The 24,484-nt window shown below is 68.8% G+C and carries 17 protein-coding genes; 12 read left to right on the top strand and 5 right to left on the bottom strand.

The annotated features are described in order from the left end of the window. Nucleotides 1-27: 27 nt before the first annotated feature. On the bottom strand, nucleotides 28-372 hold the full coding sequence (locus E4J16_RS14845) for a type II toxin-antitoxin system RelE/ParE family toxin (protein WP_136192053.1): 345 nt from the start codon (nucleotides 370-372) through the stop codon (nucleotides 28-30). Then, the gene (locus E4J16_RS14840; RefSeq protein WP_136192052.1) at nucleotides 347-619 is read right to left on the bottom strand and encodes a ribbon-helix-helix domain-containing protein; all 273 of its coding nucleotides are present in this window, start codon (nucleotides 617-619) and stop codon (nucleotides 347-349) included. Before E4J16_RS14840 ends, E4J16_RS14845 begins: the two co-directional genes overlap by 26 nt. A gap of 644 nt (nucleotides 620-1,263) precedes the next feature. Here E4J16_RS14840 and serC point away from each other — a divergent pair. From serC to E4J16_RS14820, 4 genes are all read left to right on the top strand, one after another. Next, a complete protein-coding gene (gene serC, locus E4J16_RS14835) occupies nucleotides 1,264-2,346 on the top strand; it encodes a 3-phosphoserine/phosphohydroxythreonine transaminase (protein ID WP_136314482.1) in 1,083 nt (360 codons plus the stop codon). 45 nt (nucleotides 2,347-2,391) lie between these two features. Next, entirely contained in the window at nucleotides 2,392-3,579 is a 1,188-nt protein-coding gene (locus tag E4J16_RS14830) for a phosphoglycerate dehydrogenase (protein WP_136314481.1), read from the top strand. A 233-nt stretch (nucleotides 3,580-3,812) separates the two neighbouring features. Further along, on the top strand, nucleotides 3,813-5,954 hold the full coding sequence (locus E4J16_RS14825; protein WP_136314480.1) for a beta-galactosidase: 2,142 nt from the start codon (nucleotides 3,813-3,815) through the stop codon (nucleotides 5,952-5,954). Between the two features lie 75 nt (nucleotides 5,955-6,029). Beyond that, nucleotides 6,030-7,481, top strand: coding sequence for a glycoside hydrolase family 30 protein (locus E4J16_RS14820; RefSeq protein WP_136314479.1), 1,452 nt, complete (start codon nucleotides 6,030-6,032; stop codon nucleotides 7,479-7,481). Nucleotides 7,482-7,485: 4 nt separating this feature from the next. On the opposite strand, the gene E4J16_RS14815 is transcribed toward E4J16_RS14820, so the two are convergent. Together E4J16_RS14815 and E4J16_RS14810 are read right to left on the bottom strand one after the other, a co-directional pair. Then, nucleotides 7,486-8,124: a TetR/AcrR family transcriptional regulator gene (locus E4J16_RS14815; protein WP_136314478.1), complete on the bottom strand. Its 639-nt coding sequence runs from the start codon at nucleotides 8,122-8,124 to the stop codon at nucleotides 7,486-7,488. 206 nt (nucleotides 8,125-8,330) lie between these two features. Continuing rightward, nucleotides 8,331-9,638 carry an MFS transporter gene (locus E4J16_RS14810; protein ID WP_136314477.1) on the bottom strand — a complete coding sequence of 436 codons (1,308 nt, stop codon included), beginning with the start codon at nucleotides 9,636-9,638 and terminating at the stop codon, nucleotides 8,331-8,333. Between the two features lie 282 nt (nucleotides 9,639-9,920). Between E4J16_RS14810 and E4J16_RS14805 the strand changes: the two genes are divergently transcribed. The 6 genes from E4J16_RS14805 to E4J16_RS14780 all read left to right on the top strand — a co-directional run bounded on the left by E4J16_RS14805 (nucleotide 9,921) and on the right by E4J16_RS14780 (nucleotide 17,042). Beyond that, the gene (locus E4J16_RS14805; RefSeq protein ID WP_136314476.1) at nucleotides 9,921-11,234 is read left to right on the top strand and encodes an MFS transporter; all 1,314 of its coding nucleotides are present in this window, start codon (nucleotides 9,921-9,923) and stop codon (nucleotides 11,232-11,234) included. 379 nt (nucleotides 11,235-11,613) lie between these two features. Then, on the top strand, nucleotides 11,614-12,957 hold the full coding sequence (locus E4J16_RS14800) for an ABC transporter substrate-binding protein (protein ID WP_136192045.1): 1,344 nt from the start codon (nucleotides 11,614-11,616) through the stop codon (nucleotides 12,955-12,957). Between the two features lie 69 nt (nucleotides 12,958-13,026). Beyond that, nucleotides 13,027-14,004 (top strand): carbohydrate ABC transporter permease, encoded by a 978-nt coding sequence (locus E4J16_RS14795; RefSeq protein WP_108969296.1) that lies wholly within the window; start codon nucleotides 13,027-13,029, stop codon nucleotides 14,002-14,004. Beyond that, nucleotides 14,001-14,897 (top strand): carbohydrate ABC transporter permease, encoded by an 897-nt coding sequence (locus tag E4J16_RS14790; RefSeq protein WP_108969293.1) that lies wholly within the window; start codon nucleotides 14,001-14,003, stop codon nucleotides 14,895-14,897. Before E4J16_RS14795 ends, E4J16_RS14790 begins: the two co-directional genes overlap by 4 nt. 85 nt (nucleotides 14,898-14,982) lie before the next feature. Continuing rightward, nucleotides 14,983-16,005, top strand: coding sequence for a LacI family DNA-binding transcriptional regulator (locus E4J16_RS14785; RefSeq protein WP_136192044.1), 1,023 nt, complete (start codon nucleotides 14,983-14,985; stop codon nucleotides 16,003-16,005). Nucleotides 16,006-16,055: 50 nt separating this feature from the next. Further along, the gene (locus E4J16_RS14780; RefSeq protein WP_168709531.1) at nucleotides 16,056-17,042 is read left to right on the top strand and encodes an NAD-dependent epimerase/dehydratase family protein; all 987 of its coding nucleotides are present in this window, start codon (nucleotides 16,056-16,058) and stop codon (nucleotides 17,040-17,042) included. Between the two features lie 1,362 nt (nucleotides 17,043-18,404). Here E4J16_RS14780 and E4J16_RS14775 read toward each other — a convergent pair. Then, entirely contained in the window at nucleotides 18,405-21,281 is a 2,877-nt protein-coding gene (locus tag E4J16_RS14775; RefSeq protein ID WP_240038182.1) for a cation-translocating P-type ATPase, read from the bottom strand. A gap of 237 nt (nucleotides 21,282-21,518) precedes the next feature. Between E4J16_RS14775 and E4J16_RS14770 the strand changes: the two genes are divergently transcribed. Further along, the gene (locus E4J16_RS14770) at nucleotides 21,519-23,936 is read left to right on the top strand and encodes a transglycosylase domain-containing protein (RefSeq protein WP_136314473.1); all 2,418 of its coding nucleotides are present in this window, start codon (nucleotides 21,519-21,521) and stop codon (nucleotides 23,934-23,936) included. 234 nt (nucleotides 23,937-24,170) lie between these two features. Continuing rightward, nucleotides 24,171-24,458 carry a 30S ribosomal protein S6 gene (rpsF, locus tag E4J16_RS14765; RefSeq protein ID WP_136192039.1) on the top strand — a complete coding sequence of 96 codons (288 nt, stop codon included), beginning with the start codon at nucleotides 24,171-24,173 and terminating at the stop codon, nucleotides 24,456-24,458. Nucleotides 24,459-24,484 lie beyond the last annotated feature (26 nt).

The raw sequence follows: 24,484 nt of genomic DNA, 5'->3' as shown, positions 1-24,484 counted from the left end.
CGTTGGGTTTCCGCGGCGAACACTGGGTTAATGCTTATCGGTGCGCAGAAGTGTTTCGTGATCACGGCCACCGTAGTAGACACCGAGGATCTCAACAGCCTCATCGGTCACGGCGAAGGCGATGACGGCTCGGCGTCGAAAGCCGACGGTACGTAAGCCAGGCCTAATGTCATCGCGAGCGTGCCCCACCATCGGGAAGTCGCCCAAAGCCTCGCATCGGTCCATAAGTGCTGATACATACAACAGTGCCCGGTTGGGGAATCCTGACTCGTCCGCGATCCAACGATACAGATCAGCCAGGTGGCCTTGCGCCCGCTGGGAGTAGACGACGTGGCGCGACGGCGCTTCAGGCTCCGGACGCTGATTGGGCATGGATGCCGACGATGTGTGCGCGCACTGCTTCGGGAGACAAGGCGCGGGTGGGATCCTCGCGTAGCTCGTCATAGGCCGGGCCCACTTCGTCGCGCAGCCATGAATCGAGAGCTTCTTCGCGACTGAACAACTCGCGGAGCCCGTCTACGACGGCTGTACTCCGGCTGGCGTACGCGCCTGATGCCACACGCTGATCCAGCTCAGCGGCCAGACTGTCCGGCACGGTGATGGTCAGCGTCCTGCTCACCGGGGCTCCTTCCGTCGTCGTTTCGATTCTATGCGTCTGTTGGGAAGCGCGGAAGGATGCTTGTGGGGCGGCTCGGCCGGCAGGTCGTGGGTTCTGGCCGGGTAGCTGGCTGCGGAGGAGGTCGTTTGCAACGCCTCTTCCCCGTTAACAACGCTACTTAACGTTCTGCTGAAGGCCTCAGAGGTATACAGCAGACGGTTAACTGGCGTTGTTAACCCCGAACCGGCGTAGCAGACGCCCTCGGGGACGGGCCGGGCTGGGTTGGACGGGGTCGGGCGGGGTCGGGCGGGTCAGGGCGAGACCGGTCTGGGTGGCGCGCGGTGCCAGATCCCGGCATCGCCGTCGTGGTCGCTCGAGCTCATTGCCGGCGCCCGCAGCCGCCGCGGTCACCGTGGGCGCCCGCAGCAGCCGGGGTCACCGTGGGCGCCCGCAGCAGCCGGGGTCACCGTGGGCGCCCGCAGCAGCCGGGGTCACCGTGGGCCCCCGCGGCCGGGGTCATTTCCGGCACCCCCGCAGTAGCCGGCGCCCGCCGCGGCGGGGTCGCCCGGGCAACCCTGCTGCTGCCGCCCGCCGCACACCCCGCCCGCCCCCCGTCCCATGAGACGCTTTGCGGCCGCGCCGCGCACCCCGGCTATCGTGGAGCCATGCGCGTGTACAACTTCTCCGCAGGCCCCGCACAACTGCCCCTGCCCGTGCTCGAGCAGGCCGCCGCCGAGCTCACCGACTGGCAGGGTTCCGGCATGAGCGTGCTGGAGGTCTCCCACCGCGGGAAGGACTTCGTCGCCTGCGCCGCCGACGCCGAGGCCGCCTTCCGCCGCGTCGCCGGCGTCCCGGACGGCTACCGCGTCCTCTTCCTCGCCGGCGGCGCCACCGGCCAGTTCTCCGCCATCCCCATGAACCTGGCCGCCCGCGGCGCCACCGCCGCCTACCTCAACACCGGCCAGTGGTCCAAGAAGGCCATCAAGGAGGCCGGCCGTCAGGGCGTGGACGTGCGCGTCGTCGCCGACGAGTCCGCCTCCGCCTACACCACCACCCCCGAGCCCGGCTCCTTCACCGTCCCCGCCGATGCCGCCTACCTGCACTACACGCCCAACGAGACCATCGGCGGCGTCGAGTTCCCGTACATCCCCGACGTCGGCGACGTCCCGCTCGTGGCCGACTTCTCCTCCACCTACCTCTCCCGCCCGATCGACGTCGAGCGCTTCGGCGTCATCTACGGCGGCGCCCAGAAGAACCTCGGACCCGCCGGCCTGGCGATCGTCGTCGTGCGCGAGGACCTGCTGGATCGCGCCCGCGAGGACGTGCCCGCCATCTGGGACTGGAAGGTCATGGCCGAGGCCGACTCCATGCTCAACACCCCGCCCACCTTCTCCATCTACCTGCTCGGGCTGATCCTGCACTGGATCGAGTCCACCGGCGGCCTGGAGGCCATGGGCGAACGCAACCGCGCCAAGGCGGAGCGCCTGTACGCCGCCATCGACGCCTCGGACTTCTACACCAACCCCGTTCAGGCGCGCTCCCGCTCCTGGATGAACATCCCCTTCACCCTGGCCGACCCCGCCCTCGACGCCGACTTCCTCGCCGGCGCCGACGCCGCCGGCCTGACCAACCTCAAGGGTCACCGCAGCGTCGGCGGCATGCGCGCCTCCATCTACAACGCCATGCCCGCCGACGGCGTCACCGCCCTGATCGACTACATGACCGAGTTCGAGCGCACCCGCGCCTGACGGTCCGCCCGGAAGCCCAGTAGCACCGCAGGAGAAGCCACAGCCATGACGAAGCAGTTCCGCATCCAGACCCTCAACGCCATCTCCGGCGCCGGCCTGTCCCGCTTCCCGGACGACCGCTACGACGTCGGCGGCAACGTCAACGACCCCCACGCGCTGCTGGTGCGCTCGGCCAAGCTGCACGACGCCCCGATCCCCGACTCGGTGATGGCGATCGCCCGCGCCGGCGCCGGCACCAACAACATCCCGGTCGACGCCATGACCAAGCGCGGCATCCCGGTGTTCAACACCCCCGGCGCCAACGCCAACGCCGTCAAGGAGCTGGTGCTGGCGGGCCTGTTCATCGCCTCCCGCAACCTCATCCCCGCCGCCCGCTTCGCCCACGAGCTCGCCGGCGACGACGCCGAGATCGCCCGCGCCGTCGAGGCCGGCAAGAAGCAGTTCGTCGGCTTCGAGCTGCCCGGCCGCACCCTGGGCGTGATCGGCCTGGGCGCGATCGGCGTGCAGGTGGCCAACGCCGCGCTCGGGCTGGGCCTGAACGTGGTGGGCTTCGACCCCGGCATCAGCGTGGAGCACGCCTGGCACCTGAGTGCCGAGGTGGAGCGCGCCGAATCCATGGAGGAGGTGTTCCGCCGCGCCGACATCCTCACCGTGCACGTGCCGCTGATCGAGTCCACCCGCGGCCTGGTCTCCACCCAGCGCATCGCGTTGATGAAGGAGACGGCGGTGCTGCTGAACTTCGCGCGCGCCGAGATCGTGGACGAGGCCGCCGTCGTCGCCGCCCTGGACGAGGGCGCCCTGGGCGGCTACGTGTGCGACTTCCCCTCCACCGCCGTGCACAAGCACCCCAAGTGCATCTCCCTGCCGCACCTGGGCGCCTCCACCAAGGAGGCCGAGCGCAACTGCGCAGTCATGGCCGTGGACGAGCTGCGCGGCTTCCTGGAGGACGGGCAGGTCCACAACTCCGTCAACTTCCCGGAGGCGGTGCTGCCGCGCGAGCCCGGCACCCGCCGCCTGGTGATCGTCAACCAGAACGTGCCCAACATGGTCGGCCAGGTCTCCACCCTGGTGGCCGAGCGGGGCCAGAACATCGCCAACCTGCTCAACCGCTCCCGCGGCGACCTCGCCGTCACGCTGGTCGACGTCGAGGGCGAGCTCGGCGAGGACGTGCTCGACCAGCTGCGCGCCATAGACGGCGTGCTGTCCGCGCGCGCCATCGCGCCCGCCGCCTGAACCTGGGCGCTGACGCACAATCCCGTCCGCGCCAGCACGCGGTCCACCACCTTGGGGCGCGCGCAAGGCGGGTGCTGCGTGGGTTGAGGCCAGGCGGTGGCAACGTTGTCAGGGAGGCGGCGGGGCCCGCCGGGAGAACTTCGGCTCCACGGGCCCCTTCCCTTCCGCGCCCAACTGAACTACTATCTAGTAAATACTAGATAAGCGGCGAGGGCGCCGCACAGGAGGGCACAATGACGCAGCACTCGGGCCGGCTCATCTTCGGAGCCGCCTACTATGACGAGTACACCCCCGCCGCCGCGGGCCCCGACCGGCTTGAGCGCGACATGCAGATGATGGTGGACGCCGGCTTCACCACCATCCGCATCGCCGAGTTCACCTGGGGCACCTGGAACCCTGCCCCCGGCGTCTTCGACTTCACCCACATCGACCGCGCCCTCGACGCCGCCGCCGCGCACGGCCTGGACGTCATCATCGGCACCCCCACCGCCGCCATCCCCACCTGGCTGGCCTCCCGCCACCCCGAGGTCCTCGGCGTCACCGCCGCCGGCCCCAACAAGTACGGGCCGCGGCAGAACATGAACATCCTCGCTCCCGCCTACCGGCTCTATGCCGAGGCCGCCATCCGTGCCCTGGCCCGCCACACGGCGCCGCGTGCGCACGTCGTCGGCTTCCAGCTGGACAACGAGACCAAGTACTACGACGCCGCCAACGCCGATATCCAGCGCGCCTTCGTCGACCACCTCAAGGCCCGCTTCGGCGACGGCCAGGAGGGCCTAAACGCCCTGAACTCGGCCTTCGGCCTGAACTACTGGTCCAACCGGGTGGGCGCCTGGGAGGACTTCCCCGACGTCACCGGCACCATCAACGGCTCCCTGGCCGCCGCCTTCGACGCCTTCCGCCGCCGCCTGGTCACCGACTTCCTCGCCTGGCAGCGCGCCATCGTCGACGAGTACCGGCGCGAGGACCAGTTCGTCACCCAGAACTTCGACTACGAGTGGCGCGGCTACTCCTTCGGCATCCAGCCCGCCGTCGACCACTTCCAGGCCGCCGACGCCGTCACCCTGGCCGGCGTCGACATCTACCACCCCGGCGAGGACCACCTCACCGGCAAGGAGATCGCCTTCGGCGGCGACATCTCCCGCTCCCTGAAGGACGGCGACCCCTACCTCGTCATCGAGACGCAGGCGCAGGGGCAGATGGGCTGGCTTCCCTACCCCGGCCAGCTGCGCCTGCAGGCCTACTCCCACCTGGCCTCCGGCGCCTGCGGCGTCATGTACTGGCACTGGGGCTCCATCCACAACTCCTTCGAGACCTACTGGAAGGGCCTGCTCTCCCAGGACTACACGCCCAACCCCACCTACCGGGAGGCCTGCGTCGTCGGCCGAGAGCTGAAGGAGCACGCCGCCTCCCTGACCGACCTGCGCAAGCACAACCGGATCGCCATCATGATCTCCAACGAGGCCTACACGGCCCTGGAGTGGTTCAGCCTTGCGGCCGGCTTCCCGCGCCAGTACGCCGGCGGCGGCGCCAACTACAACGACGTCTTCCGCTGGGTCTACGACGCCCTGTTCGACCTCAACCTGGAGGCCGACATCGTTCCCGCCGACGCCCCCGTCGAGCGCCTGGGCCGCTACGCCGTGCTGATCGCCCCCGCCCTGTACGTCACCCCACAGGCCACCACCGACGCCCTGCGCGCCTACGTGGCCGGCGGCGGCCACCTGGTCACCACCTTCCGCACGGGCGTCGCCGACGAGAACGTGCAGGTCTTCACCGACCGCCAGCCCCACGGCCTGTCCGCCCTGCTCGGCCTGGGCACCGACCAGTTCACCCGCCCCGACGGCGTCGCCCTGCGCCCGGTGGGCGCGCTCGCCGCGGCCCTGGACGACGACGCCGCGGTCGACCCGGGGGTGGCGGCAGAGCTGGCCGCCTCCACCTTCATGGAGCTGCTCACCCCCATAGACGCCGCCGCCCGTGAGGGCGACGCCGAGGTGGAGGTGCTCGCCACCTACGACCACCACGCCTGGTCCGGACCGGCGGTGGCCACCCGCGCCGTCGGCGCCGGCTCGATCACCCACCTGGCCACCATGACCGCCCCGGCGCTGACCCGCGCCGTGCTGCGGCTGGTGGCCGAGCGGGCGGGCGTGACCGACTGGGCCCAGGACCTGGCCGGCACCGTCACCGTGCGCCGCGGCACCAACGGCCGCGGCCGCCAGCTGAGCTACTTCCTGAACTACTCCCACGACGCCGTCGCCATCGCCCTGCCGGTGAGCGGGGACGACGTGCTCGGCACCGCCGCCGCCCCGGGCGCCCGCCTGGAGGCCGGCACCACCGTCACCCTCCCCGCCTGGGGCGTCCTCGCCGTCGAGGCCTGAACCGACCGCCGACGTCGGCGAACCGGCGCCAACCAACCGCAACGAAGCACAAAACCCCCGCCATTAGGAGAACCCATGACCGACACCAGCCCAGCCAGCACGCCCGCAGCCAAAACCGCCGGCTTCCAGTTCTACGCCACCACCGAGGCCGACCCCTGGTTCACCCCGGACACCCCCGTCACCATCGAGCCCATGCAGACCTTCCCGGGCGCCTTCCTGCGCCTGGACGCACCCGCCCAGGAGATCGACGGCTTCGGCGTCTGCTTCAACGAGCTCGGCTGGGTGGCGCTGTCCCGCCTGTCAGAGGCCGAGCGCACCGAGGTGCTGCGGCAGATCTTCGCCCCCGGCGTCGGCACCAACCTCACCGTGTGCCGCATGCCGGTGGGCGCCAACGACTTCGCCACCGACTGGTACTCCTACGACGAGGTCGACGGCGACTTCGCCCTGGAGCACTTCAGCGTCGAGCACGACGACGCCACCCTGGTGCCCTACATTCAGGCCGCCAAGGCACAGAGGCCCGACCTGACCCTGTGGGCCTCCCCGTGGGGGCCGCCGTCGTGGTTCAAGCGCAACAAGCACTACGCCTGCGCCGCCCCCAACCCCATGAGCGAGCAGACCAACTTCGACAACGGCCTGTCCCCGGACAACCAGATCGAGGAGGGCACCGACGGGCTGATCCTGAGTGAGGAGGTGCTGGACGCCTACGCGCGCTACTTCGGCAAGTTCATCGACGCCTACGCCGAGCGCGGCATCGACATCTCCATGGTCATGCCGCAGAACGAGTTCAACTCCGCCCAGATCTACCCCGCCTGCACCTGGACGCCGGAGGGCCTGATCGCCTTCCTGAAGCACCTGATCCCGCAGATGGAGCGGCGCGGCGTGAAGGTCTTCTTCGGCACCATGGAGCGCCCGGACGACACGATGGTGGAGAAGGTGCTGGCCGACCCGGAGGTGGGTCCGCACATCGCCGGCGTCGGTTTCCAGTGGGACGGCAAGCGGGCCGTGCCCTTCGTCCACCACAACCACCCGGAGCTGAAGATCTACCAGTCCGAGCAGGAGTGCGGCGACGGCAAGAACGACTGGCGCTACGCCCGCTACGCCTGGACCATGATGCGCCACTACTTCAACAATGGCGCCAGCGTCTACGACTACTGGAACCTGGCCCTGGATGAGGGCGGGGTCTCCCGCTGGGGGTGGAGCCAGAACTCCCTGGTGACCGTGGACCCCGAAACCGGCAGGAGCCGCTTCACCTACGAGTACTACGTGCTGCGGCACCTGTCCGGCTTCGTGCAGCCGGGCGCCCGCTTCGTGCCGGCGCTGTCCTACACGGGGTATGAGAACCTGCTGGCCTTCCACAACCCGGACGGCTCGGTGGTGGTGGCCGCACAGAACGACATGACCACCCCGCAGGACTTCGTGGTGGGCGTGGGCAGCAAGAACGTGTCCTTCACCGCCCCCGCCGACTCCCTGGTGACCGTGGTGGTGCCGGCCGAGCACGTGGAGGTGGCCCCCAAGCCGCTGGCCTGAGCGGCTAGCGGTAGTCGTCCCAGACCGGGGAGGGGAACAGCACCGCCTCCCAGCGCGCCCACTCCTCGGTCAGGGAGATGGGCGGGTGGCGGAAGAAGCGGAGCTGTGCGCCGTCCATCGCCTCGATCGCCATCTCCACCAGCGGCCGCATCGACTCCCAGCCGCCCGCCGACATGACCTCGGGGGGCAGCCGCCACGTGAAGGAGGAGTAGTAGTCCCACACCTGGTCGGGGCGGTCGATGAAGCGTTCGTAGGCGGGATGACGCGGGTCGGTCGCCTCCACGCCCAGCGTCATGTACAGCTCCATCAGTTCCGGGCGGGCCTCATTGAAGGCCACCAGGTAGCGGAAGTAGGCCGGCAGGCTGATGCCCTCGGGGTGGGTGGCGGCCGGGTCGCCGGAGTCGATGAAGTCCTGCGGGGTGCCCTGGCGGTCGTAGCGGTCGTTCAGTAGCAGCTCCAGCAGGCCGTCCTTGGTGCCGATGTAGTGCAGCAGCCCGGCCTGCGTGATGCCGACGGCGTCCGCCACCTCCTGCAGCGACAGCCCGTTGAATCCGTGCTTGGCCACCAGCTCGGTGGCGACTTCGACGATCTGCTCGCGCCGCTGGGCGGCGGTCATGCGGTGGCGCTTGGAAGACGACGGCATGGCGCGATCCTATGGCCCGGAGTTGCGCATTGTCAGGATTGGTGACAAACGCTCCCACAACGGCCAAGATGCAATTTCAGGTCGTTGGAGTCATGCGGCTGTAGGAGAAGCCATGGGGTCGTCGGGAGTCGTTTGTCATGGATTTTGACAATGAAGTGCGGCCGGTCTGCACTTGATTGATGTGCAGGCCGGCCGCGCGGATGCGCTTAGCGCACCTTACGGATGGCCAGGATGGAGAAGCAGCCGATGACGGCGCAGGTGATTGAGATCGGGAAGACGAGTGAGTAGCTACCGGTGCGGGTGACGACGAAGGAGGTGATGATCGGGCCGCACATCTGGCCGAAGGTGGTGGACATGTTGAGGATGCCCAGGTCCTTGCCGGCCGTCTCCGGGTTGGGCAGCACGTCCACGTTGAGGGCCTGGTCCACGGAGCCGTATACGGCGTAGCCGAAGCCCGCGATGGCGGCGAACAGGTACATACCCGTGGTAGTCGGCATGATCCAGGGCATGGCGACTCCCAGGGCGAAGCACAGGGAGGCCATCACCACCGGCACCTTGCGGCGGTGCAGCAGGTCGGAGAGCGGTCCGCCGATGAAGCCTCCCGCCAGGCTCACCACCAGGATGATCGTGTTGGTGAGTGCGACGGTAGAGGCGACCTGGCCGGCGGACAGGTCCAGGTAGTCCTGGATGATGTAGAGCTGGTAGGCGTTGATCATCTGGTAGGAGATGAGCATCGTGAAGCGACCGAAGAACGCCTTGTAGAAGTCGCTCGCGCCGTGGGTGGGCGGAATGAAGGAGCGGGCCAGGTCGGCCAGGGACTGGCCCGCCGGCGGCAGGTCGGCGGCGGAGCGTTCCCGGGGCCACAGCGCGACGGCGACGATGCCGGAGATGCCCATGAGGATGCCGCCGACTACGAAGCCCGAGGTCGCCGCATAGCCTCCGGTGATGAAGGAGGCGCCGATGATGGCGCCGAGCGGATAGCCCATCGCTGCGCCCACGCCCCAGAAGGTGGACATGGTGCCGCGGATCGTCTCCGGCACGCGGTCGGACAGCACGGCGACCGCCGGGGCGAGCATCATGTTCAGGCCGACCATGCACAGGCAGTAGTCGAGCGTGAGCAGCTTGGTGTTGCCGATGATTCCGACGGCGAAGAGTGTGACCCCGCCGATGACTCCTCCCCAGACGACCCAGGGGGTGCGGCGGCCGAGGCGCGACCGGGTGCGGTCGGAGAAGTTTCCGAAGATCAGGTTGGAAACCAGTGAGACGACGGCCGTGATTGCGTTGATGGTGCCGAGAAGTGCGTCGGGGTTGGCAACTCCCAGGTCCTTCAGGCGCTGAGGCAGGAGCACCGAGGCGATGATGCTCAGGCCGACTGCCCAAAGAACGGAGATGAGGAGGAAGCCGGCGCCGAAGCGCACCATGGTGCTTCGCTCTAGCGGCAAGCCGGTGTCGGGGGCGAGGTTGGAGGGCGCCGAGGTGTCTTCCTCGGCGGGGGACGCGGGCTGCTGTGCCATGTGCGTGGACCCTTTCATTGAACGGCGGTGTTCACCAACACGGTTACTTACTACTTAGTAAGTACGCTGGGAAGACTAATCCCCGTTCGCGGCGGTTGTCAAGAGTTGCCCAGCGCTTGCGAGCGTGCCCGGCGCTCTGCGCGCCGCACCGACGCCGGCCCGTGCGGCCTCCGCGCGCCGACGCTCCCCGAGTCGAATTCCGCCGTCGGCCCGCGGCTGCCCGGCCCGATATCACAGCGGACGCTGACCGCCGTTGGTGCTCGCATGCGGAAGTCTTAACCCATGCGCCTGACCGACGACCTCAAGGACCTCGCCTCCGTCCCGGCCTTCCGGACCCTGCTGGGCGTCCGCCTGGTCTCCCAGACCGGCGACGGCATGGTGCAGGCGGGCCTGGCCACCCTGTTCTTCTTCCAGCCGCAGAACATGACCACCGCCTCCGGCGTGGCCGCGGCCCTGGTGGTCATGCTGCTGCCCTTCAGCGTCGTCGGCCCCTTCACCGGGCCGTTCATCGACCGCTGGCGGCGCCGACAGACCCTCCTGTACGGCAACCTGGCGCGCGCCGGCGTCATCGCGCTGACCACGCTCGCGCTGCGCGCCACCGGCATCGGCCCGGCCGTGTACGTGCTCGTCCTGGTGGCACTGGGCATCAACCGCTTCCTGCTGTCCGTGCTGTCCGCCGGGCTGCCCCAGATCATCGACCACCGACGCCTGCTGACCGCCAACTCGATCGTGCCCACCCTGGGCGGTGCCGCCACCGCGATCGGCGCCGTGATCGGCTTCGTGCTGCGCCTGGCACTACCGGCCGGGACCGCCCAGGACACCGCCAGCCTGCTGACCGCCATGGTGCTGTACGTGCTGGCCGCCGGGGTGGTCACCCGGCTCGGCGCCAACCAGCTCGGCCCGGACAAGCCGGCCGACGACGGCCTGGGCGCCGCGCTCGCGGCCACCGCCGGAGACCTGGCAAACGCGGTGCGCTACCTGGTGCGCCGGGGCACGCCCGGCCTGGCGCTGACCACCATGGCGCTGCACCGCTTCGTGTACGGCATGCAGGTGATCACCATGATCCTGACCGCCCGCAACCTGCTCGCCGCCCCCGGGGACGCCGACACGGGGCTCGCCATCTTCGCCACCCTGATGGGCGCCATGGTCGCCGGCCACGGCCTGGCGGTGGTGCTCACGCCGATCGCCCATGAGCGCGTGGCGCCGTCGACCTGGATCGTCATGTGCCTGCTCGGCGGATCGGTTGGGCAGTTGATCCTCGTGGGCACCCACCAGCAGGCGCTCATGACCGCGGGGATCTTCATCTTCGGTGTGGGTGTGCAGGGCGCCAAGATCGCCGTCGACACCATCGTCCAGGGCGACACCGCCGACGCCTACCGCGGCCGCGCCTTCTCCATCTACGACGTCCTTTTCAACACCGCCGAGTGCGTGGCGGCCGGCGTGGCCGTGCTGGTGATGCCCGACGTCGGCTGGTCGCGCCCGGTGCAGGTGGCGCTGGTGGGCTTCGTGTGGTGCGTGGCCGTCACCTACCGGGCGTGCGTGCGCGCCCTGCACGACCGCCCCCGGGAGGTCGTCGGCCTGCCCGGGCTGGGCTGAGGCATCACCGGAGTCGGGTCGACGCGGGCGGAACTCGATGCGTCAATGCAAACGCTAGGCAAACAACTTCTGGACGGGAGCGTCGACAACATGTAAGTCCGGGGTATGTGCGCTAAACGCGCTTAATTCCATAAGGGAACGCGTGGCGAGTCGGAGACTTGGTTCACGCAAGCGCTTGCGTAAAGCGACCGGGTCGACGTATGCTCGCCGTGTCGCGCGGGTCACCGCTGATACCGCGCGCAGCGGTCGGTTGCAACCGACTCATCTACCCCATCAACCTCGACTCTCAACCCACCACCGCAGCTGGGCTCGGGCCGTCTCACGGCCAGGCGTACTCACGCCTTCGTTCCCACTGAGGCCACCAGAAAGGGATCGGCACATGCGATCTGTAAACCGTCGGCTTCGCCGAGCAGTGGCGTTCGCCTCCGCACTCGTTCTAGCCACCACGGGTGTGGCCGCCTGCTCCTCCGGGGGCGGGCAGTCCGCAGAAGGGGATGTGGACTGCGCCAAGTACGAGCAGTGGGGCGACCTGTCAGGGGAGACGATCAACATCTACTCCCCCTACGTCGGCGCCGATCAGGAGCGTCTGGAGAACTCCTGGGCGGGTTTCTCCCAGTGCACCGGGGCGGAGATCGTCTACGAGGGCTCCACCGACTTCGAGTCGCAGATCCAGGTGCGCATCCAGGGAGGCAACGCTCCGGACATCGCCTTCATCCCCCAGCCGGCACTACTGAACACCCTCGCCCAGCAGGATGTGCTCATCCCCGCCTCCGACGCGGTGGCCGCCAGTGTCGAGGCCGGCTGGTCGGAGTCCTTCTCCGACTACGCCACGGTCGACGGCACCCTGTACGGCTCGCCGCTGACCACCGGAGTCAAGTCCTACGTGTGGTACTCGGTACCTCTGTTCGAGGCGGGTGGCTACGAGGCTCCCACCACCTGGCAGGAGCTGCTCGACTTGACCGCCCGGATTCAGGCCGACACGGGGCAGCGGGTGTGGTGCGACGGCTTCGAGTCCGGGGCCGCCACGGGATGGCCGGGAACGGACTGGCTGGAGGACTTGGTGCTGCGCACCGCCGGTGAGGACGTATACGACCAGTGGATCGCCCATGAGATCCCCTTCGACGACCCGCAGATCGTCGCGGCGTTGGATGAGGTCGGGAAGATCCTCAAGAATGCCGACTACGTCAACGCCGGCTTCGGGGACGTGACCTCGATCGCATCCACGAACCAGATCGACGCCCTGACCGCGGTCACGGACGGGGAGTCCTGCTACATGTCCCACCGCACCGCCTCGGCCACCTTCGACGAGGACGTCACCGTCGCTCCGGACGGCGACGTCTGGGGCTTCTACCTGCCGGGAACCAGCGCCGATGACCCCAAGCAGCTCGTGGGCGGAGGAGAGTTCACCGTCGCCTTCACCGAATCCGACGCCGTGGAGTCCGTGCGCCAGTACCTGGCCTCGGACACCTGGGCCAATGACATCGTCACCCAGGGAATGGTCTCGGCCAACACCGGAGTGGACGCCTCCAACGCCCCGACACCCCAGCTGGAGAACGCCATCGAACTACTCCAGTCCGACGGCGCCGTCTTCCGCTTCGACGCCTCCGACCTGATGCCCACCGCCGTGGGCGGGGGCACCTTCTGGAAGGGGATGACCGACTGGGTGCTCGGTTCCACCACGGCGCAGGTGCTCTCCGACATCGAGTCCGGCTGGAACGACTGAACTCGCCCGGGGGCGGCGCCGGCGTGTGCCGCCCCCGGTACCCGGGAACCGGAGGACAGGAGAACAACCATGTTGGCAGGATGGCAGGACAAGCTCCTGCAAGTCGGTTTGGCGCTGGCCGCCATCGCGATCGTCGTCGCCCTGGTGGTGTTCGTGATCGCGCTGTTGGAGCGATGGCGCACCAAGGAGCGGAGGATTGCTCTGGTCTTTGCGGGACCCGCGCTGCTACTGCTGGCGGTGGGACTCGTCTATCCCATGGGTGGGACGGCCCTGATGTCCCTGTACGACGGTACGCAGACGCAATTCGTCGGCCTGGACAACTACAAGTGGATCTTCACGGACCCGGCCGCCGTGCGCTCGCTGCTGAACACCCTGATCTGGCTGGTGGTGGTCCCCGTGGCCTCAACCGGCTTCGGCTTCCTGTACGCCCTACTCATAGACGGCAGCCGCTTCGAACGCTTCACCAAGACCCTCATGTTCATGCCAATGGCGATCTCATTCGTGGGGGCCTCCATCATCTGGAAGTTCGTCTACGCCTACCGGGATATCTCCCGGCCCCAGATCGGCCTGCTCAACCAGCTCCTCGTCTGGCTCGGCCAAGAACCGCGGCAGTTCCTCATCGACTCCCCCTGGAACACGCTGTTCCTGATCGTGGTGATGATCTGGACGCAGACCGGCTACGCCATGGTGCTGCTGTCCGCCGCCATCAAGGCCATGCCGGTGGACGTCGTCGAGGCCGCCCGCCTGGACGGCGCCGGTGGCCTGCGCATGCTGACCAATATCACCATTCCTCTGGTGCGGCCGACCCTGGTGGTCGTGTTCACCACCATCGCCATCGGATCGCTGAAGGTGTTCGACATCGTGCGCACCATGACCGGCGGCCAGTACGACACCCAGGTGATCGCCAACACCATGTATGACCAGTCCTTCCGCTACGGACAACCCGGAATCGGATCCGCCATCGCCGTGCTCCTGCTGGTGATGGTGGCGCCGGTCATCGCCTTCAACGTCCATCAGCTCCGCCGCAACCGGGAGGTAAGAGGATGAGCACCGCCGCCCCCGCCACGCCGTCGATATGGGCCCGCACCCATACGGCACTGACCTCGAAGGCCGCCTCCGGGCTGTCGCTGCTGATAGCCCTGCTGTGGACCGTGCCGACCTTCGGCCTGTTCATCTCCTCCTTCAGGGACAAGTCCGACCTGAACAACTCCGGCTGGTGGACCTTCCTGGCCAAGCCGAGCTTCACGCTGGACAACTACACCGACGTCCTATTCGGAGGATCGGCCTCCAATCAGCTGAGCAACTACTTCTTCAACTCCCTCCTGATCACCCTGATCGGCGCATTCGCGCCGATGCTGCTCGCGCTCATGGCCGCCTACGCCTTCTCGATGATCGACTGGCGCGGACGCGATCTAGTGTTCACGATCGTCTTCGCCCTCCAGATCGTCCCCATCCAGATGACACTCGTTCCCCTGATGCGCATATTCGTGGGGTCCGGGGTGTCCAAGACCCTGCCCTTCGTGGCGGTTTGGATCGCCCACACGATCTACGCCCTGCCGCTGGCCGTGTTCCTGCTGCACAACTACATGGCGGACATACCGCGGGAAATCGTGGAGGCCGCCAAGGTGGACGGCGCCGGACACATTACGATCTTCACCCGGATCGTCCTGCCCCTGCTCACCCCGGCCATGGCCTCCTTCTTCATCTTCCAGTTCCTATGGGTGTGGAACGATCTGCTGGTGTCACTCACTTACGCCGGCGGTACCGCGAAAACCGCCCCGCTCACGGTACGCCTGGCCGACCTGTCGGGAACCTACGGGGACGATTGGAACCTGCTGACGGCGGGAGCATTCGTCTCCATCATCGTGCCCGTGACCGTGTTCCTACTGCTGCAGAAATACTTCGTGCGCGGCATGATGGCGGGGTCAGTGAAGAGTTGACCGCCGCCCCGGCTGCCGCGGGGCTCGTGGCAACTCCAAGGAGCCTCACCGGGCTCAGCAGGGAAGCGTAGGATGAAGGAGACCGATGGCCACGATCGCCGACGTCGCCCGGGTCGCCAAGGTGTCGGTTTCCACGGCGTCGCGGGCGCTGCGCGACAGCCCGCAGATCTCGGAGGCGACGCGCCGTCGGGTGAAGGAGGCCGCACGCGAGCTCGACTACGTGGTCAACACTTCGGCTCGACGCCTGGCCAGTGGACGCACCGACGCCGTCGGCCTGCTCGTGCCCTACGTGACGGGATGGTTCTTCGGTCAGGCGATCACCGGTGCGGAGCAGGTGCTGCGAGCGGCCGGGTGTGATGTCCTGCTGTACAACCTGGTAGACGTCGCTGGACGCCGGAGCTTCTTTGAGCGCATGCCCCTGCGCAACGTGGTGGGAGGGGCGCTGATCTTCTCCCTCGCGTTGAGCCAGGAGGAGATCCGCCAATTCACGCGCTACCGCATTGCTCTGACCACCTTGGGCGAGGCGACGGCGCAGGTCAGTTCCGTCATGATCGACGATCGCGCCGCCGCCACCACGGCGGTGCGCCACCTGCTCAACCTGGGCCACCGGCGTATCGGCCTGATCAGTGGGGAACTCGACCATCCTATGGGTTTCAAATCATCTCGCCTGCGTCACCAGGGGTACCGGGACGCACTGGCACAGGCCGGCATCGCTGCCGATCCCGCGCTGGTCGTCGAGGCCGACTACACCGTTCAGGGCGGATGCCTCGCCGTGGCGCGGCTGATGAGCCTGGCCGAACCGCCGACCGCCATATTCGTGATGAGCGATGAAATGGCGATCGGGGCCATGCAGACGGCACGGTCCATGGGCATCCGGGTTCCGGAGGATCTGTCGGTGGTGGGTTTCGACGATTACAAGATGTCGGAGCTGTTCGGACTGACGACCATTCGGCAGCCCGTGCTGGCGGAGGGCCGTAGTGGTGCCGAGCTGCTGCTGTCCGCACTCGGAGAGGGGGCGGATGCGCCGGTGCACAATGTGCTGCCGACCGAGCTCGTCGTACGTGCCACCACGATGAGACTTGAACCTCGTCCCTGGTCGGCGCCGTGATTAACTGCTCAAGGGTGGCCTTCACGTGACCTTTGCGAGACACTTGGTGGGTGAAGCGCGTCTTGGTCACCGGCGCTGGTGGCTACCTTGGATTGAACCTGCTGCCGCGGCTGGTCGCGGCGGACTGGACGGTACGGGCGCTGGGGCCGCACCGCCCGACGGCGGAGCATGCGCTGCCGGGAGGGGCCGAGTGGGTCACCGGCTCCGTTCTGGATGAGGAGTTCCTCAGCGGGGCGATGGCGGACTGCGACGCCGTCGTCCACCTCGCCGCCCGCATCACCCTGCGGCGGCGCGACCCCGGAGCCTGGCGGCTGAACACCCGCGGGCCGGCGCTGGTGGCGGCCGCGGCGCGCCGTCGCGGCATTCGCATGGTGCACTGCTCCTCGGTCCACGCCCTGGACTGCTCGGCAGGCGGTGTTGTCACCGAGGAGACGGCGCTTTCGGGTACGGGGCGGCCGCTGTACGACCGTTCCAAGGCCGTGGGGCAGCGGGCGGTGCTGGCGGAGGCGGCCAAGGGCCTGGACGCGGTGATATGCCTGCCCACCGGGATCATCGGCCCGGTCGACCGCGGTTCGCGCGTGAACGGGCTCATTCGTGCCGCTGCGCGGGGCCGTAAGGTGACGGTATCCGGCGGATTCGACTGGGTGGATGTGCGGGACGTCGCCGCAGCCATCACGGTCGCGCTCGACTGGGGCAGGGCGGGGCGCTCCTACCTGCTGGGCGGGACGCGCGCACAGTTGAGCACACTGATGTCGCTCGGCGCGATCCTGGCGGGGCGGCGGCCGGTGTCTCTGGCCGTCCCGGTTGAATGGGTGCGGCCGCTGGCGCCCTTGGGGGAAGTGGTGGGTAGTCGCCTCGGCACAGACGTCTTCACGCCGGCCGCGCTCGGTGCCCTGGCCGACAGTCCGACGGTCTCCAATCGGCGGGCCCGCGAGGAACTCGGCTTCCTGCCCCGGCCCCTGGCGATGACCGTGCGGGACCTACTGGTCTCCGCGGATCTCGACGTGTTCGCTGGGGCGGGCGTCGCCGGGCGCTGAGAGTTCGGCACTCGGCCCGTTGCACGCAAAGAATCCGAGTGCGGAACGCGAAACCGCATGACGGCGCGGAAAACGGAATTGGGCTGGGTGCGTTTAAGGTGCTCCGGTGTGCAACGAGGGGCTCGTTGCACACCGGAGTGGGCGCACGTTTTCGGCCCAGGAGGCAGATCGTTGTAATTCCGCGGAAAAGTCTGGGTGGGCGGTGCCGGGGCCTGCGCTATTGCGTGCAACTCACTGCGAGGTGCCGATGTTGAAGATCCAGCGGATGCCGAAGGGGTCGACGAGCACGCCGTAGACCGCATCCCGCTCGCGGCCCGGGTTCGGCGGAGGGTGCTGTATCTGCCGTCGATGGTTGCCGACTGGGTTGGTTGGTGGTGGTCTGCTCGCCGGGGTCCATGGCCTCAGGCTCAGCCTCGGGCTCAGCCTCAGGCTCAGGCTTAGCCTCAGGCTCAGGCTCGGCCTCAGGCTCAGGCTTAGCCTCAGGCTCAGGCTCGGCCTCGGGCTCGGCCTCGGGTCGGCGACGGTTGCGGTGGCGGTGACGCTCGCCCCGCCCCTGTGTTCTGCACGACCTGCGGCTGCGTTCCGCGACCTTGGTGTGTTTTGCACGACCACCCGGGGGTCGTGGAGTGCGCACCGGGGTCGTGCAGTGTCGCCCAGGGTCGTGCAAGAACTCCGCCCCTCCACACGCAACCGGGCGAACACGCCCCGCGCCGCCCTGGTTGGACCGCTTACGCCCCGATGGACCGCTTACGCCCCGTTGGACCGCTGTAACCGGCGGCTACGGCGGTCCAACGGGGGGACAGGGGTCCAACGGGGGCATAGGGGTCCAACTGGCAGGCTCGACGGCCACGCACACAGACACCCAAGCGCACACAGACACCCGGCCGCGCACCGCCACCCAAGCACTCACACAACCGGAGCTAACCTGTGGCGGTCGCGAGCAGTGGGTTCATCTGCAACGCCACTTCGGGGTTAACAACGCCAGTTAACCGTCTGCTGAAGGCCCCAGGGGTATACAGCAGAGCGTTAAGTAGCGTTGTTAACGCCTAGCCGGCGCAGCAGACACCCACGCCCGACACAACCGACGGGTGGATCTCGTAGTGTGGTGGCAATTCCCGCGAGGGGTCCGCTGTGGCAGGGGGCATCGAGGGAGGGCCTCGACGACGCGGCATACACCGTGAGAACGCGCCTGGACTCGCCTGGGCTAGGCACTGCGCTGATTCAACGGCGCGATGACGGGCCAAGTGATGTTCTCGGTACGTAAGATCTACCGACCTCGGTACGTAAGATCTACCGACCTCGGTACGTAAGATCTACCGACCTCGGCGGTGGGGGTGCGGTGGGGCGGGGTGGAGTGGGCGGTCAGCCCTCCTGGGAGCGCCGCCGCGCCCGGCGCACCAGTTTGCGCAGCTCATCCACCCACAGCACCAGCGAGGCCATGGCCACCGCGACCGCCCAGTGCGTCAGGTCCAGGCTCGCCGTGGAGAAGGCCGCCTGCAACAGCGGCACCTCCACTACCGCCACCTGCAGCACCACGCCCAGGGCGATCGCGCCCCACAGCCACTTGTTGACCAGCAGATGACTGAAGGCGGAGACCGTCTCGGAGCGGGAGTTGACGGTGTTGAACAGCTGCGCCAGCACCAGGGTGGTGAAGGCGGCCGTGCGCGCCGTCGCCAGATCGTCCACGCTCAAGGAGGTCTCAATCAGCCCGCCGGGCAGGAAAATGTCGAGGGTGCCGAGGGTAGCCGCCGCCATCACGGCCCCCACCAGCAGCACGCCGCGCCACATCGTCCCATCGATCACCCGCTCGTCGGGGCGGCGCGGCGGGCGTGCCATGACGTCCTCCACGCTCGGGTCCACGCCCATCGCCAGGGCGGGGCCGGAGTCCGTGATCAGGTTGATCCACAGGATCTGCGTGGCCACCAGCGGCAGCACCACCCCGGAGTCACTGTGCCCGGCGAGCCCGATCACCCCGGCCAGCACCACGCCGCCGAACACCGTGAGCACCTCGCCCATATTGGACGACAGCAGGTAGCGCAGGAACTTCTTGATGTTGTCGAAGATCCGGCGGCCCTCCCGCACGGCGTCCACGATGGTGGCGAAGTTGTCGTCCGCCAGCACCATGGTGGCGGCCTCCTTGGTGACCTGTGTGCCGGTCACGCCCATGGCCACGCCGATGTCGGCGGCGCGCAGGGCGGGGGCGTCGTTCACGCCGTCGCCGGTCATCGCCACCGTCTGCCCCTGCGCCTTCAGCGCCCCCACGATCCGCAGCTTGTGCTCCGGAGCCACCCGCGCATACACGTTCACCCTGCCGACGGCGTCCGCGAGGGCGGCGTCGTCCAGGTCGGACAGCTCCCGGCCGGTGAGCACGCGCGCCCCCGGCTCGGCGATGCCCAGGTCGGCGGCGATGCGACCGGCGGTGACGGGGTGGTCGCCGGTGATCATGAGCACCCGCACGCCGGCCCGGTGCGCCTCGGCGACGGCGGCGGCCGCCTCCGGGCGGGGCGGGTCGATGATGCCGACGACGCCGGCCAGTGTCAGCCCCTGCTCCAGGTGGTCGAAGACACCGTCGGTGCCGGCCGCGGCGACGGCGGCGGCCTCGCCCGCATCCAGGGTGCGGTATGCGACCCCCATGGTGCGCAGGGCCCGGCCGGACATGTCCGCGATATGCGCAGTGAACTCCGCGCGCGCCGCCGCGTCCAGCGGCTGGTCGGCGGCCCCCACGCGCACGCGGGTGCAGCGCTCCATGAGCACGTCGGGGGCGCCCTTGGCCATCAGGACGGTGGTGCCGTGCTTGGCGTCGGTGTACAGCACACTCATGAGCTTGCGCTCGGAGGTGAAGGGCACCATGCCCACGCGGGTGAAGCGCCCGTCGCGGCTGCCCTGCGTGCCGAGCTTGAGCTCGGCCACCAGGAAGGCCCCCTCGGTGGGGTCGCCGACGACGCTCCAGACGCCGTCGTCCTCGGCCAGCTCGGTGTCGGAGGCCATGGCCCCGCCGGACAGCACCACGGTGACCTCCTCGCGCAGCGCGCCCGCCAGGGGCTCGCCGTCGGGGTGGCCGTCGCGGTCGGCGTCGGGGGCGACGTGCCCATTGGGCTCATACCCGATGCCGGTGACCACGGTGGGCCCGGAGGCGGTGACCACCTCCTGGATGGTCATCTCCGAGCGGGTCAGGGTGCCGGTCTTGTCCGAGCAGATCACGGAGGCCGAGCCCAGGGTCTCCACGCTGCTGAGCCTCTTGACCACCGCCCGGTGCAGCGCCATCCGCTGCACGCCCAACGCCAGCACCACCGACAGGATCGCCGGGAGTCCCTCCGGCACGGCTGCGACCGCCAGTGACACGCCCAGCAGCAGGGCGTCGATGAAGGAGTCCGCGGTCCGCTCCGGCGTGAGCGCCAGCAGGGTGGCCACCACGACGACGGCGATGGCCACCACGATCCCGCCGAGCATCTTGGACACGCGGGTGATCTCCCGCTCCAGGGGCGTGTCCTCGTCCTCGACGGCGTCGAGCATGCGGGCGATCGCGCCCATCTCGGTGGCGGCTCCCGTGGCGGTGACCACGGCCTGGCCGGAGCCCTGGGCCACGGAGGTGCCGCGGTAGACCATGCCGGTGCGGTCGGCCAGATCGGCGTCCGTGGCGACGGCGTCGGCGCTCTTGGAGACGGCGTCGGCCTCACCGGTGAGGGAGGCCTCGATCACGCGCAGGGAGGCGGCCGACAGCAGGCGGGCGTCGGCGCCCACCTGGTCGCCCTCGCCCAGGATCAGCACGTCGCCGACCACCAGCTGGGCGGAGGGGACGACGACGCGCGCCCCGTCCCGCAGCACCGTGCTGGAGGCCCGGGTCATGGCGGACAGGGCGGCGACGGCGTCGGCGGCCTTGTTCTCCTGCACGAAGCCGAGCACGGCGTTGAGGGTGATGACTGCGAGGATCACCAGGGCGTCCACGGGCACGCCGTGCGCGCCCTCCAGCACCCAGGCGACCACGGAGATGACGATGGCGAGGATGAGCAGGTAGACCAGGGGGTCGGCGAACTGGGCGAGGAAGCGGCGCCAGGCCGGCACCGGGGGCCTGCTGGGAAGCTCGTTGGGGCCGTCGGCCTCAAGGCGGCGGGCGGCCTCGTTCGCGGTCAGGCCGGCCTCGGCGTCGGCACCGAGGGCCGTGGCGACGTCGGCCGCCGGCAGGGACCAAGGGGCGGTCGGCGCCGCCGGGGCTGGCTGAGTGGTTGCTGTTGCGGTCACGCGCATATCCCAGCAGCGGCGTGGTCCGGCGTCGAGCACCGTTCGCCGTCAGCGGCGGTTCAGGGCAATCCCACCGAAGTCACAGCGGCTCGAAAGGCGGTGGCGAGAGGCTCATGGCGGGTGTGCGCGGGCGCCCTGCGGGCAAATAGACGCATCTGACAGGCGGAACAGTGGCCTCAGAGCGCCTGGACGTGATGTGATGAACCCGGACGAAGCTGCGTAGAGGAAGAGGAGCGCATGGCAGACTCCGCGAATCAGGGCGGTGCCCGCCCCACTGGCCGCAAGCTCGCCGAGGCGGCGAATGCCGGGCGGGTGAACAAGCCGCGCAAGAGCAAGGCCCCCAGGTCGCGCGACGCCAAGCGCGCCGCCGGGGACACCCGGGTCGACGGCGCGGCGGCGCCGGGGCGGCGTCGCCGTTTCAACTATCCGCGTGCCGGCAAGGGGCCGATCCACCGCTGGCTGCCCAGCTGGCGGTTCATGCTGGGCAGCTTCCTGCTCCTGATCGTCATGGCGGTGACCGGTTTCGCGGTCTCCTACGCCCTGGTGAAGGTGCCCGAGCCCAGCGAGTTCGCGCAGGCGCAGACCACCACCGTCTACTACGCCGACGGCACCACCGTCATGGGTGAGTTCGCTGAGGTGGACCGGGAGATCATCGACGCGACCCAGCTGCCCGACTATGTGGGCAACGCCGTGGTGGCCTCCGAGGACCGCTCCTTCTACTCCAACAACGGCATCGACCCCAAGGGCATCGTCCGCGCCTTCGTCAACAACATGCGCGGCGGTGCGCTGCAGGGTGCCTCCACCCTGACGCAGCAGTACATCAAGAACTACTACGTGGACACCACCAGCTCCTACGCCGGCAAGTTTAAGCAGGCGATCATGGCCATCAAGATCGACCGGGAGATGAGCAAGCAGGAGATCCTCGGCTCCTACCTGAACACGGTGTACTTCGGCCGCGGCGCCTACGGGATCGAGGCGGCCTCCGAGGCGTTCTTCGGGCACCCGGCCTCCGAGCTGACGGTGTCCGAGTCGGCGCTGCTGGCGGGCATCCTGCCCTCACCCAGCGCCTGGGACCCGGCGCTGGACCCGGACCAGGCGGCCGCCCGCTGGCAGCGCGTCCTGGACTACATGCTTGAGGACGGCTACATCACCCAGGAGCAGTACGACTCCGCCGAGCTTCCCGAGACCGTCGCCACCCAGACGAAGGAGACCTACGGCGGCCCGACCGGATACCTGCTGCAGCTGGTGCGTGCGGAGCTGGAGGCCGACGCCGGCATGGAGGCCGAGGACATCGACACCGGCGGCTACAAGATCGTCACCACGATCGACAAGGAGGATCAGGACGCCGCGGTCGCCGCGGTCGAGAACCTGCCCGAGGGGGCCTCGCCGAACCTGCGTGCGGCCCTCGTGTCCATCGACTCCGCCACCGGTGGGATCCTGGCCCTGTACGGCGGTGAGGACTACCTGACCAACCAGGTCAACTCCTCCACCGACGCCGTCGCGCAGGCCGGCTCAACCTTCAAGCCCTTCGCGCTGGTGGCCGCCCTGGAGAACGGGGACACGCTCGCCAACGGTTACACCGGCGACTCGCCGATGGTGATCGACGGCGCCACCTTCCAGAACTATCAGAACGTCTCCTACGGCTGGTCGAACCTGATCAAGGCGACCACCTACTCGATCAACACCACCTACCTGCAGCTCAACCGGGACGTGGACCCGGAGGTGACCAACGAGGTCGCGGTGCGTGCCGGCTACCCGGAGGACACGATGGGGCTGGACGCCTACGTGCAGAACGTCCTCGGCTCGGCCTCGCCGCACACGATCGACATCGCCACCGCGTATGCGACCTTCGCGGCGCAGGGCACCAGGCACGACACCCACATCGTCGCCTCGGTCACCAACTCCGCCGGCTCGGTGGCCTACACCCCCTCCACCAATGGGGAGAAGGTCTTCTCCGACGACGTCATGGCCGACTCCACCTACGCCATGCAGCAGGTGGTCAACTCCGGCTCCGGCACGACGGCGCTCGCCCTGGGGCGGCCGGTCGCGGCGAAGACCGGCTCCTCCTCGGACAACAAGTCGGCGCAGTTCGTCGGCTACACCCCGCAGATCGCCACCGCGGTCACCCTCTACCAGACCGGGGAGGACGGCTCGGAGGAGTCCATCACCCCCTGGGGCTACTACGGGGAGATCACCGGCTCGACCTATCCGGCGGACATCTTCACCGAGTACATGACCACGGCGCTCGCGGATCTGCCGATCGAGGACTTCCCCGAGCGCACCGCCGCCTCCTACTACCCCGGTGGCCTGTACGGAACCCCGGCCCCGGTGGCACCGGTGGAGGAGAGCACCGGCACCGTCGAGGAGCCCACGCAGGAGCCCACCGAGGAGGCCACGCAGGAGCCCACCGAGGAGGCCACGCAGGAGCAGCCGGTGGAGGAGCAGACTTCCGAGGAGGGCGACGGCGGGAACTCCGACCCCCTGACTCCTGGCACGGGCGGTGACGACTCCGATGAAACGGGGGACGGATCCGGGAATGATGACTACGGCGACGGTTCCACGGGCCGTGGTGGCGGCCAGGGCCAACAAGGTCAACAGGGCTGGGGTCAGGGCCAGCAGAGCCAGGGCTGGGGCTGGGGCCAGCAGAGCGGGTGAGCCTTGCCCGGGTCTGTACTCCCCGCGGTGCGGTCGGCGCCGCCTGGCGTGGCGCACCGCACGCCGGGCGGCGCCGTCGTCGCCTTTAAGGGGAGCGGCGCACTCGGGTATGGTGACGGGCGGACTGCCTCGTTGGCGCACGCACCCGCGTGTGCGGCGGCGCAGTCGCACGCATCACCCTCCTGTCACGGAGAGACCGTGACCGCTTCAGACCAGAGGAGGTGGGTACTAAGCATGCGTCATTACGAGATCATGATCATCCTCGCGCCCGAGACGGATGAGCGCACCATCGCTCCCACGCTCGAGAAGATGCTGCAGGTCGTCCCCAGCAACGGGGGCACCGTGGACAAGACTGACGTCTGGGGCAAGCGCCGTCTGGCGTACGACATCAAGAAGAAGTCCGAGGGCATCTACGTGGTGGTTGACATGACCACCACGCCGGAGGTCGCCCAGGAGCTCGACCGTCAGCTCGGCCTGAACGAGTCGGTGCTGCGCACCAAGCTGCTGCGCCCCGAGGCCTGAGCGCCTAACCGGAACGGAGACAAGCA

The sequence above is a fragment of the Actinomyces procaprae genome (assembly GCF_004798665.1).
GTDB classification, from domain to species: domain Bacteria; phylum Actinomycetota; class Actinomycetes; order Actinomycetales; family Actinomycetaceae; genus Actinomyces; species Actinomyces procaprae.
This window is presented reverse-complemented; position numbering and strand designations above follow the sequence as displayed.